Origin of the sequence: Nitrosospira multiformis, from assembly GCF_900111585.1 — a bacterium.
Lineage (GTDB): Bacteria > Pseudomonadota > Gammaproteobacteria > Burkholderiales > Nitrosomonadaceae > Nitrosospira > Nitrosospira multiformis_B.
This window is the reverse complement of record NZ_FOHI01000013.1, coordinates 19,161-30,981: the sequence shown is the minus strand read 5'-3', so window position 1 is coordinate 30,981 and position 11,821 is coordinate 19,161. Positions and strand designations below refer to the sequence as shown.

10 protein-coding genes are annotated in these 11,821 nt (G+C 49.1%); 7 read left to right on the top strand and 3 right to left on the bottom strand.

Going from position 1 to position 11,821, the window contains the following annotated elements; all coding sequences use genetic code 11:
• Positions 1 to 224 precede the first annotated feature (224 nt).
• The 6 genes from BMW46_RS14250 to BMW46_RS14225 all read left to right on the top strand — a co-directional run bounded on the left by BMW46_RS14250 (position 225) and on the right by BMW46_RS14225 (position 6,354).
• The gene (locus BMW46_RS14250) at positions 225 to 2,153 is read left to right on the top strand and encodes a Tar ligand binding domain-containing protein (protein ID WP_074709324.1); all 1,929 of its coding nucleotides are present in this window, start codon (positions 225 to 227) and stop codon (positions 2,151 to 2,153) included.
• Complete coding sequence (locus tag BMW46_RS14245) at positions 2,150 to 2,563, top strand: response regulator (protein ID WP_011380632.1); 414 nt, start codon at positions 2,150 to 2,152, stop codon at positions 2,561 to 2,563. The genes BMW46_RS14250 and BMW46_RS14245 overlap by 4 nt, the downstream gene beginning before the upstream one ends.
• A gap of 45 nt (positions 2,564 to 2,608) precedes the next feature.
• Entirely contained in the window at positions 2,609 to 4,321 is a 1,713-nt protein-coding gene (locus BMW46_RS14240) for a hybrid sensor histidine kinase/response regulator (protein ID WP_074709323.1), read from the top strand.
• 50 nt (positions 4,322 to 4,371) lie between these two features.
• Positions 4,372 to 5,001 (top strand): UdgX family uracil-DNA binding protein, encoded by a 630-nt coding sequence (locus BMW46_RS14235; protein ID WP_074709322.1) that lies wholly within the window; start codon positions 4,372 to 4,374, stop codon positions 4,999 to 5,001.
• 145 nt (positions 5,002 to 5,146) lie between these two features.
• Complete coding sequence (locus BMW46_RS14230) at positions 5,147 to 5,488, top strand: cupin domain-containing protein (RefSeq protein ID WP_074709321.1); 342 nt, start codon at positions 5,147 to 5,149, stop codon at positions 5,486 to 5,488.
• Positions 5,489 to 5,493: 5 nt separating this feature from the next.
• Positions 5,494 to 6,354, top strand: a complete 861-nt coding sequence (locus tag BMW46_RS14225; protein WP_074709320.1) for a DUF72 domain-containing protein — start codon at positions 5,494 to 5,496, stop codon at positions 6,352 to 6,354.
• A gap of 149 nt (positions 6,355 to 6,503) precedes the next feature.
• On the opposite strand, the gene BMW46_RS14220 is transcribed toward BMW46_RS14225, so the two are convergent.
• Positions 6,504 to 6,944 carry a KGG domain-containing protein gene (locus BMW46_RS14220; RefSeq protein WP_074709319.1) on the bottom strand — a complete coding sequence of 147 codons (441 nt, stop codon included), beginning with the start codon at positions 6,942 to 6,944 and terminating at the stop codon, positions 6,504 to 6,506.
• Between the two features lie 762 nt (positions 6,945 to 7,706).
• Between BMW46_RS14220 and BMW46_RS14215 the strand changes: the two genes are divergently transcribed.
• The gene (locus BMW46_RS14215) at positions 7,707 to 8,051 is read left to right on the top strand and encodes a DUF2591 domain-containing protein (RefSeq protein ID WP_074709318.1); all 345 of its coding nucleotides are present in this window, start codon (positions 7,707 to 7,709) and stop codon (positions 8,049 to 8,051) included.
• Positions 8,052 to 8,710: 659 nt separating this feature from the next.
• Here the strand turns inward: BMW46_RS14215 and BMW46_RS14205 are convergent.
• Positions 8,711 to 9,103: a hypothetical protein gene (locus BMW46_RS14205; protein ID WP_074709316.1), complete on the bottom strand. Its 393-nt coding sequence runs from the start codon at positions 9,101 to 9,103 to the stop codon at positions 8,711 to 8,713.
• 1,705 nt (positions 9,104 to 10,808) lie between these two features.
• A complete protein-coding gene (locus tag BMW46_RS14200) occupies positions 10,809 to 11,783 on the bottom strand; it encodes a hypothetical protein (RefSeq protein WP_143121485.1) in 975 nt (324 codons plus the stop codon).
• Positions 11,784 to 11,821 lie beyond the last annotated feature (38 nt).

Below are 11,821 nucleotides of genomic sequence, written 5' to 3'. Positions count from 1 at the left end.
CTGCAGGACGCTCATAACATCTGCTGATCCACATATTTGGATCATAAATTTTCTGCTCCCGACCGGTGAGTTCAACCAACATTGTCTTCTTTTCCTGGATGAGTCGTGAACAGGGTTTGTCGGATTAAAAGATATTTTTCACTTGAGGTTCATAGGGGTATATTTGTAACTCCCTGTGCAATAGAAAGCTTCGGGTATCCCCTTTTCGAATCCTTGCAGGTCATATGTTCAAAAAGCTGACATTTAAAAACCTGACGATCAAATCCCGCCTGATCTTTACCCTGTCCTATCTGATCGCCTTTTTGCTGGGAATGGGAATGATTGGTTTGTTCGGTATGAGCCATGCGATAGACGGCCTGAGGACCGTCTACCATGACAGGGCCATCCCACTGAGTCAGGTTGGATATATTGAGTCACTTTTGCTGCAAACCCGGCTTGCCATTACATCTGCTCTGGTAATGCCGACGCCCGAGATCATCAGGAACAAGACCGCAATGGTTGAGAAGAATATTGCGGAAATCAGCAGAACCTGGGAAGAGTATATTGTCACTCGCTTGACCCCGGTGGAAAAAAAGCTTGCGGCCCAATTTGCTGCCGACCACCGGAAATATGTGACCGAGGGGCTGTTGCCGGCAACAGCGGCCTTGCGAGCCAATAAGATTGGTGAAGCAAACAGGATACTTGTGGAAAAAATCCGGCCAATGTATTTGCCTGTAGGCGAAAGCATAGATGCCCTTGTTTTGCTCCAGATCAATGAAGCGAAAAGAGAATATGATGACGAACAAAGGCGGTACGAGACAATCCGTGCCATTCTCATCGCTTCGATAGTCGTCGCCCTGGTGCTGGCAGTGGTGTTCAGCCTGATGTTCATCCGCGCGATTTTTCAGCCTCTTGAGAATGTGGTACGAATCTCCCGCGATGTGGCGGCAGGAAACCTGAGGCAGGAAATCGAGGTTCCTCCATCGAATGACGAAATCGGCCAACTGATGGGGGCGGTGCGGGAAATGCGCGACAGCCTGGTAGAGACGATTGGCCAGGTTCGCGCCAGCGAAGCCAATACACGCGCCTTGATAAATAACCTGATTGTGGGTGTGGTCTCCATTAACGAAGAGGGCGTGATCAAAACCGGGAACCCGGCAATGGAACGGATCTTCGGTTATTCGGAAAGTGAGTTGATCGGACAAAATATCGGATTCCTGTTCCCCCGGCCTGAACACGGTCAACTGACAGATTATTTTAAAAATTACCAGGAAAACACGAAACTGCAGGTCCCCGGAAAAACGAATGAAGTTATCGGGTTGCGCAAAAATTGCGCAACGTTTCCCCTAGATATTTCTGTGACTGAGATGCATGGCCAGGAGCATCGAATGTTCGTCGTCATTCTGCGTGACATCAGTGAACGTAAACACGCAGAGGAACAGAAAGCGATACTGATGGCCGACCTGGAAAGTGCCAATGAAGAGCTGAAAAGTTTCGCATACGTGGTATCGCACGATTTGAAGGCACCGTTGCGCGCGATCGGCGCACTTGCAGACTGGCTCTCTACTGACTACCTCGATAAGTTCGATGATGAAGGCAGGGAGCATATGCGCCTCCTTGTCAGCAGAGTCCATCGTATGGGAAACCTGATCGACGGTATCCTGCAATATTCACGTGTGGGGCGGGTCAGAGAAGCCCCTGTGGAGGTAAAGATCGATGAAGTCCTGCGCGATGTAATAGATTTCATTGCCCCTTCGCCAAATGTTACCATTACCGTCGAAAATGCATTACCAAGCATAGTGATAGAGCCAACGCGCATCCAACAGATATTTCAGAATCTGCTTTCGAATGCCATCAAATACATGGATAAGCCTCAATGCAGAATCCGTATTGGCTGCATTGCGGAGGGTGAACATTGGAGGTTCAGCGTCAGTGACAATGGCCCTGGTATCGAATCACGCCATTTTGAAAAGATCTTTCAGCTTTTCCAGACGCTTGCACCAAGAGACCGGGTAGAAAGCACCGGTGTTGGACTCACTCTGGTAAAAAAGATCGTGGAAATGTATGGTGGCAGTATCTGGGTGGAATCCACCCCCGGTGAGGGTACAACTTTTTTCTTTACTCTCCCTAAAACAGTAGCAGTCGCAAATTCAACCAAAGGAACAGCAGCGTGAAAATAACTAATAGACCCATTCTCCTGGTAGAAGATGATCAAGTAGATAAAATGACGGTCGTTCGTGCTCTAAAAGAGATTCACGTAACGAACCCGCTCGTCCACCGGGAAAATGGTGAGGAGGCTGTTCATTATCTCCAGGATCCGGCAAGCGAAAAACCCTGCATCATTTTGCTAGACTTGAACATGCCCATTATGAACGGTACCGAATTCCTGAAAGCGGTCAAAAATGATGACAAGCTGAAGCGTATTCCCATAGTAGTTCTGACTACGTCAGAGGAACAGCAGGATAAGATAAACAGCTTCGACTTGGGCGTGGCGGGGTATATGGCCAAGCCCGTGGATTATCGTCAATTCGTCGAAGTCATGCGTTCCATCGATGCTTACTGGACCATCAGCGAGATGCCATGATAAAGGTTCAATCAACTCCCTGATTTTACGAAAGCTCATCCACTTATGACCAAACCCCTGATTCGCGTTCTACTCGTCGAAGACGATGCCGTGGATCGTATGGCGTGTCGACGTGCTCTTGCCCGGGACCCGGACTACGAATTCGTGCTTTCCGAAGCCGAATCAGGCCGGGAGGGATTGCAACTTGCCCATGAGCAAAAGCCGGACTGCGTCCTGCTTGATTACCACTTGCCGGATGTGAATGGTCTTGAGTTTCTGGCAGCGCTGACCGACGAGAGTGGCGATGTTTTCATTCCGGTCATGATGCTGACAGGTACGGACAATGCCGCCATTGCGGTAGAAGCAATGAAGCGCGGGGCGAAGGATTACCTGATCAAGGACCTGGAGCACCAATACCTTGAATTATTGCCTGCCGTTATCCAGCGCGTACTGAGCGACCGGCGGATACGGCTGGAAAAAAAGCAGGCGGAAGAGAAACTCGCTCAGGCGGAGGCCAAATATCGCTCCCTGGTCGAAACCATTCCGGCAATCGTTTATATTGCTGCACTGGATGGGAGCAACCGTTTCCTCTACGTCAGCTCGCGTATCAATATGCTTGGTTTTTCAGCAGAACAGTGGTTGAACGATCCGACTATCCTGCTTGCACAGATTCATCCGGACGACCGGTCGCACGCACTCGAGGAACGGGCAAAAAGCCGCGCAACGGGTGCGCCTCTACGCTGTGAGTACCGTTTGCTCACGCAGGATGAAAGGGTCTTGTGGTTCCGCGACGAGGCGAATGTCGTGCGGGATGAATCGGGACGCTCGCTGTTTCTGCAGGGTATCCTGGTTGATATCACTGAAAGCAAACAGGCAGAAGAGGAGTTGAAGCAGCATCGTTTTCGTCTCGAAGAGCTCGTGGCCAAGCGCACCGATGAACTGGCGCGGGTGAACGAAGAGTTGCGGTGCGATATCAACCACCGCAAGCTGATCGAAGAAGAACTGATCAAAGCCAAGACAGAGGCGGAAAAAGCCAATCTGGCCAAATCAGATTTTCTTTCCAGCATGAGCCACGAATTACGCTCACCACTGAATGTCATGCTTGGTTTTGCCCAATTGATGGAATCGAGTTCTCCGCCGCCGACATTCACGCAAATGACCATGCTCAAGGAGATCAATTCTGCAGGATGGTATCTGCTTGAACTGATAAACAAAATCCTTGATCTCGCCGCAATCGAATCCGGCAAACTGGTTGTTGCGCAGGAACCGATGTGCATCGGAGAGGTAATGGTTGAGTCCCGGACCATGGTCGAACCGCAGGCCCAGGAGCAAAACATACAACTGATCTTTCCGCCATCATCGGACATGGGCTTCTTCGTTCGGGCAGACCGAACGCGGGTGAAGCAGGTTCTGATCAATCTTCTTTCCAACGCAATCAAATACAACCGCGAGGGTGGCATGGTCGAAGTGAGTTGCTCCATGATAAAACCCGGGCGTCTGCGGGTAAGTGTGCGCGATACGGGGACGGGATTGCCGCCGGAAAAACTGACACAGCTTTTTCAGCAATTCAACCGGCTCGGACAGGAAGCGGGGTCTGTGGAAGGTACAGGCATTGGCCTGGTAGTGACGAAACAACTAGTTGAACTCATGGGCGGATCAATCGGTGTGGAAAGCACTGTCGATGTCGGCAGTGTGTTCTGGTTTGAACTCATTGCCGATGAAGCTTCCAAGGCCGCTCCCGATGTAGATAAAAACGAAGAGTTCAGTACTGAAGGTTAAGGTAACATCCCCGACTTCCGACTCCCCATCTCCCGTCCATTCTTCAGCAGATGAAAACGCCGCCACCGGATACTTCACATCCTGCTGAACACGCTGGAAATACCATCGCTTCCCTGCGTAAAGCAGCCACGAACTGCCGCGCCTGTCACCTCTGGGAACATGCCACGCAGACTGTCTTCGGAGAAGGTCCCTCGCACGCATCGATCATGCTCGTCGGTGAGCAGCCTGGAGACCGTGAAGATACTACAGGCCATCCATTCGTCGGACCGGCTGGATCGATTCTATCGCACGCGCTGACAGCAGTCGGTATATCGCGAGAAGAAGTCTATGTTACCAATGCGGTCAAGCACTTCAAATTCGAACTGCGTGGCAAGCGACGCATGCACAAGAAACCGATAGATGCGGAAATTGTAGCGTGCCACGCCTGGCTGCAGCGGGAAATTGAACTGATAGCGCCCCGTCTGATCATTGCCTTGGGCGCTACAGCGGCCCGCTCATTGCTGGGCCGCGCCACTCCGATCAAAGTCAACCGGGGAAAATTGCTCGAATACGCAACGGGGGTATCACTGCTGATTACGGTCCACCCCTCGTTCCTGCTGCGTGTGCCTGAGGAAAACAAGGACGAAGAGTACGAGCACTTCGTGAACGATCTCAATCTGGCAAAGCCCTTTCTTGGTTGAATTACACTAGGCAATGGCCCTGTTCGGTTGGCCATTCTGCTTAATCCTTCCCTGTCTCTCTTTATCTTCCCTAGTGCCCCTTCTCGCGAAACGGCGTTGTTTTTCTGCTGTCAAATTTCTATAACGGATGAGATAGGAGAAATGGATGAAACGGAAAAACCTGCAGTTCGAAATCGGTTTTCGCCTCGTTCTCGGTAATCCGAGTTCGCAGGCGGCGGAAATGGTTTTACTTCCAGGGCAGGCAGAAGGAGGCCCGCATAATCGTCATCGCGGTGCTGACCAGTGGCTGTATGTCGTTTCGGGAATGGGTATTGCAACCATAAACGATAAGCGCTATCGCCTGGGTGAAGGTTCCCTTTTGCTTATCGAGCGTGGCGACGAGCATGAAATCCGCAATACAGGAGAAGATCTGCTCCAAACACTCAACTTTTATGTTCCCCCTGCATATACGGCTGAAGGGGAAGAACTGTCGCGTGGACGGAGTTAGAGCGGGTGAGCGAGACGCGTATCGGCATTTCCGGCTGGCGTTATCCGCCCTGGCGCGGCGTATTCTATCCCCCCGGGCTTCCCCAGCACAGCGAGCTTGAATATGCTGCCAGGATATTGCCGACCATCGAGATAAACGGAACTTTCTACTCTCTGCAGACACCGAACAGCTTTCAGCACTGGTACGACGATACGCCTCCCGGGTTTATTTTCAGCGTTAAAGGATCGCGCTACATCACGCATATCCGGCGCCTGAGAGACATCGACCTTCCACTCGCCAATTTCTTCGCTTCGGGAATATTCAATCTCCGGGAAAAACTCGGTCCCATCTTGTGGCAATTTCCACCCAATTTTCGCTATGATCAGGACAGAATGAGCGGGTTTTTCGACCTCCTGCCGCGAGACACCGAGCAGGCTCTGCAGCTGGCCCGTCGCCGGGACAAACGCATGACAGGGCGCGCACGCCTGGCAATCGACGCAAAACGCCCTTTAAGGTATGCCGTTGAAATACGGCACGACAGCTTCCTCGATAAAACCTTCGTAGAGCTCCTGCGCACACACAATATCGCCCTGGTCATCGCAGATACTGCAAGAAAATGGCCCTACCGTGAAGATGTAACGGCAGATTTCCTCTATCTCCGCCTGCATGGTGATCAGGAAATTTATGCGAGCGGATATACCGATGAGGCATTGGTACGTTGGGCGCAACGAATTCGCCTCTGGCGAATGGGTTTACAACCCGACGACGCGCATCTCATCTCACTGCATCAGCCGCCGCGTATACCTCGCGATATCTACTGTTACTTCGATAACGATATCAAAGTAAGAGCGCCTTTCGACGCGCAATCGTTGATCTCCAAGCTTTAGCCACGAAATGAGTCTCACGAGCAACCCCTCCCCGCGGGGAGAGGGCGCGAATTGAAATAATAATGAAAGGATAACAGCCCGCCGAAGGGTAGCCCGCTGAAGGCAGGTACGGAAACCACCGTCCCACTCAAGCAACGGTGTAGAAGATTCTACCGGCCAGTGTGATTTGAGCTGTCACCCTTGTCGTGCTGCCCGGATTTTCCACTCCGCAACGAGTATGGGGCCTCCTTCTCGGGCTCAGCCTGTGAACCACCTTTTCCACGTGATTCCCCGCCTTTGCGTCCTGCTTCGCGCGCCTCCTGGGAATCAAACTCATGCGCTGTACCCTTCTCGTGTGCGGCCTTGCCACCCTTCCTGCCTGCCTCGCGCGCCTCTTTCGAATCAAACTCGTGCGCCGTGCCCTTCAAATGAGCCGCCCTGCCCCCTTTCCGGCCTGCCTCGCGCGCTTCCTCGGAATCGAACTCATGGGCAGTACCTTTCAAATGGGCCGCCTTACCGCCTTTACTGGCGATTTCACGCTGCTTGTTTGCATCCATTGAAGCAAAACCGCGCCTGTCACCGCTTTTTCCTCGCTCTTTATCTGCAACCATGCCATGCCTCCAAATTATCAAATACTTTTTAGAACTTCCCTCTGACAAGCCACCGGGAAACTCCCCCGCGTCATGAAAATGAGGGTTTCTTATCTCAATTTGTTAAAGTTAAAAGCAGAGAATGATTTATCCTAGCTTGGAAAACACATTGGCTCTGTTCGGAAGCATACATAGTTTAGGTTAGTCAAGTTGTTGCAATGATTCCTGTTTCTTCGCACGAGCAATTGGCAGAAGGTTGTTAACGACACGGGCAAAAAGAAGCTCGGATCTGACATGGACTCGGTTGAATGCAAGCTGATGGGAGGTTACGATCCAGAGGAAGTTGATAAAGCAAGTGCATTCCACAGAGCGTGAACTCTTCCTGCAGAATCAGTTACCCGTGCAATGAAGCCTCGATAGAGGACGGCATGGCACTGGAATTGGCACGGCTGCTCCTGCACGTCAACCACTACATCTACTGAATATGGCAGTGCGATTGCATAATCTGATGAATTGCTTAGCGCGTCGGGATCATGGTCGTGCTCAAGGGCCGACGCAAAAATATGCGCAACCAATCGATCAACTTGTCCTACACCGAACGATCAGTGGCAGATCGGCACATTAATACGTATGTGCAGAATCGGGTTACGTGGTTTTTTCTCTGTTGAATCTTGGATTATTGATAGTTAAGTGAGCACGAGATGAAGATTCCGGATCGAACGCTATGGATGAGAATGCAGGTGGGATAGAGTGTTGAAAGGACGCTAACAGAGGGACTTCATTATGAAAAAAGTTTCTGATCTTACAGGTTCAGAACTGGATTTCTTTGTGGCGAAGGCTGAAGGCAAGATTGTGTCAGCAAGACGATATGTGCCCGTGATGACCAAGTGCCAAGAGATCAGCCTCACCGCATGGGAAGAATATTCCCCCTCCACTGACTGGTCACAAGGTGGGCCGATTATTAAGAGGGAGAAGATAGGCATTTTGCCCAGAATTGATGGTTCGTGGTACGCAGAAATACCGAAGGAACTAAAGCAGGATGGCCTATTCGCGGTAGGTGAAACTCCCCTAGTCGCCGCCATGCGCTACTTCGTTGCTGACAAGTTCGGGGAAGAGGTTGAGGAGTGAGCAATCCGCTGGCCAGATACCCTACCAACCCACTCATCGAAGAGGTAGCGCGTAGTAGAAATCACTGCAGGAGAAAGAATCGTACATGAAAATATTCTCGCTTGTATTTATCCTCATATTTTCCCTTGCAGTACTACCGACATACGCCAAACTTGCGGATGATCTTAATGATTTGGTCGGTTATACAATTACTGCAAGCAAAACTATAAACCGGTGGTATGACGACGAAAAAGGTAATGACACGTTCGAAGGGTGTGACCACGGTCGCGTGATCGTGTTTGACGACAATACATCCCTTACTTGTGCGGAATATGGGTATCAATATGTCTCTAGACCGACAGCCATAATTCTTACCAGGAAAATCACTTCTAAAGGGAAATCATTTTACGATGTTAAGATGGTTGTGGGGGACGAGATTTATGATATGCGGAAGTAAGAGCATCTGCGAGGTGGGGCGGTCTTTATCGCCTCTTGCATTGGACTGCTAGGCTTTCAAATGTATAGGCGGAGTTGATTCGCGCTTGAGTGCAGACGTCTACACATATCCGCTGAATGCTCCTCCTACTTTTTTCGCCACTGTCGTTGGTATCTCCGATGGAGACACCCTTAAGGAAGCGGATACGGGAGTTGGAGGAGTTGGGTTTGATGCAGATCTGCCCCTACCCACTATAGAAACGTTGCTTTCGTCGCTTTAAGGTAGCATCTTCCGAAGCGGTAATAAAGCGCTTCACTATCTCTGGCCCCGTTATCTTAATCCGCTCGGCATGCGTGAGAAGGAGAGCTATTTCTTGTTCTGACAGACCCGAAGCACCAATTCTTCGTCTGTCATTCATGACAATAACAGTTTTTTTATTTTTTCGAGATATAAACTCTGTTATCAGCCGTGAAAGATGGTCGAGTATCTCCGCTGACTTTGGAATGTCTAGGAACAGAGAAGATATAAGCGCATCTGGCCGATGATCAATCACAATGTAGGGAAGGCGATGTTTGTCGAGCAGTATCAGAAATGGCCGAAAGCTATCGCGGTCTAAATGAATCTTCAAGGATTTCATATAACATGCTCCAGCTATTACTTAGAAACCTTAAATTTTCTGCTAGGTTTGCTGGTTCCAAATAAAGAGTAGAAAGGGAAAACCTGTTTTTTTCCAGAAAGCGCTGACAGGAGTATTCTATAGACTGAGAATTGCTCACTTTAAAACCCGCTCCGGCGGGCTTTTTGTTACCTGTGCATCACTTGCTCTTCTTGGATAGCCATCGCCAACATTCCTCATCAAGGGCGGGCGCTGGAAAACAATAGTATTACTTCGTCTTAAATTTGAGGACAAGAATACTAAAAAGGAAGAGTCATGGAAGGAGAGGAGAAACCGGAGCATAAGATAATCATGCTGTTACCTCCAATCTACCGCCCAGGCCCCGAAGTTCACTCCCCGTTTATGTTTATGGGGGCCTGGGTTTTCATTTTCCACTCCTGCATCGCCTGCCCTTTTTTATTGCGCTTCTCTCTCTGAAAGGATTGGTTAGTTCTGAAGAAAAATGTAAACGATTCTTATTTACTATTGCCCTTAATGGAAAGATGTTATTATTGTCACGTGGAACAGGATAATGTGATGCATTATCCGGAACCACCCCAAGCCCTCCCCTCTTCTGGGCTTGGGTCTTCTGATGAGAGGCACTCCTTCCTTTTTAGCCCGACTCACCGCCGAGCTTTTTTATTGAGTCTCCCCGGCCTTGAACTATTGCCTTCCCTTTACCATCTTAATATTGCGGGGAAGCAGCAGTTTAAATCGCTGTAATTCGGATGACGGCGACTGATGTTTCCTCTGCCCTCTAATGAATTACTCTCTTCGGAGAGCTTTTTATTTCCATACGTTAAGTATTTAACGGTAAAACTCTCCTCATATTGTTAATCTACTCACTCGCTTCTCCCTCCCAAAACAGGAAAGCGATTGTGGCAAACTCACTCCTGGCCCGGCCTTCGCCGGGCCTTTTTATGTCTGCCGGAATACCCATACTGATACTCTGGTGTACGTTAGTACAATATCAAACCTATCTGTCAACACTTCGGCTATTTCCGCAGTCAATTCAAGATCGCAAGGGACAAAGCAGAGAAGAGAGCCGAGAAACTTGGAATTAAACATGAACAGTTCCAGTTTCGCGACTTGCGAGCAAAGAGCGCTTCCGATATGGAAAGTATGGCAAATGCCAAGAAGCTGCTTGGACACACTACAGAGTCAATGACCGCAAAATACGTGCGGTCAAGAGTGGGTGAAAAGGTTTCCCCGATCCTTAATTCTGGATACTCAAAGGCGCAGAAGTAATAACTTGGCGAAACGTTTCGCCATTCCTATATCCAGAATTTTTATAACTTATTGATTTTAATGGAGGCGGGGGTCGGAATCGAACCGGCGTCCACGGCTTTGCAGTGCGTGGCAGGGTTGTTTAATATCCATATATTCAATAACTTACGAATGACCAAGATCGACTAAAACGGCCATTTTGCTACCTGATTGCTATATATTTACTATACTTCATTGTCATTTAATAACCATCACACTCGCCGCAGCTGTATTCCCAGCTTTATTTGAAGTGCAGGGATGCGGTGGTAATTGAGATCAGGTGGAAAGTTTATGATGCGTTGGACATATGCATGAGCGAACAGTGGCTATGTTGGAAGCCTAGCTGAAAGCTGCTGGTCTGCTTTGCACGTTGCTCGATTTAGAAGTTGGGGTGATCGAGTGTGGTAGGAGATGATATGAATTATTCATCGGTATCATTAGGTGTGAGTGCAGTGCTAGCTACTGGCCGTATACGGAAGCGTCGTTTTGCATTCTCTGCCTTTAGTTTTCGGTCTGAGTATAGGGTTAATAATCGTCCAACGATATGGTACCTTAAGAGTCCGTAATACCGCGCATCAATTGTTTGGGCAGTGTAGAACTCAGTTACTCTTTGCCGCCATTCATTTACATCGTGAACTTTGAAACTCTTGCAAATGAGTCTGCCATTCCTTATTTGTTCTTCTAGGTGATCATTTAGCAAAGCGACGCTTTCAAGTGACTCACGAGTAAGAGAAAAATTGCGGAATTTTTTGATGTTAAAGTCATTGGGGTGGATGAGCAAAACTTCTGTTTCCTCATTTTCACCGCAAATCTCAATAACATATTTGATATTCTCCCCCACGTACTTACCGTTATAAGTAATATGGACAGGTCGAACAACGGCAGTCATGTGGTTACGAAAAAAATCAGATATAGGGTTCCACCTAGGGATGCCGGATGGAATTATGTATTTACCGTCGGACGTGGAAAGCACGAGCCGCTTCTTTACGCTGTCATCATCGAGCAGACTGCTTAGGTTCATCCGGTTAAAATTGATGCCATAGAATTGAATCGGCCCGTATTCCTTCTGATACGTCTCATACGCCCTAAGTAGGAGTGGAGTTTCCTCGAAGTTCTCCACTTCCAAATAGTAGTTATGGCCAATGCGGAGATAGATAGAGAAAACTGTAACGGGACGGTCTTTTAAGTTCTCCAGTAGGACGTTACTGACGTACTTGTCGTTGCAATCTATGCCAGACGCGATCGAAAAGCCACCGCGAATGAGAAGACCTGCCTTACGCCGGTAATTCTTGATTGCAATGAATAACGCAAGGGTAGAGATGCACAGTGCAGCGATTCCATACCAAAGTGGCGGCATGATTGTTTGGATACATAACGTTTTGAGGTTAGCTGTCACTGTAGATTCTGTCTTTGTTGTGACAGCTTGTTTCGGGC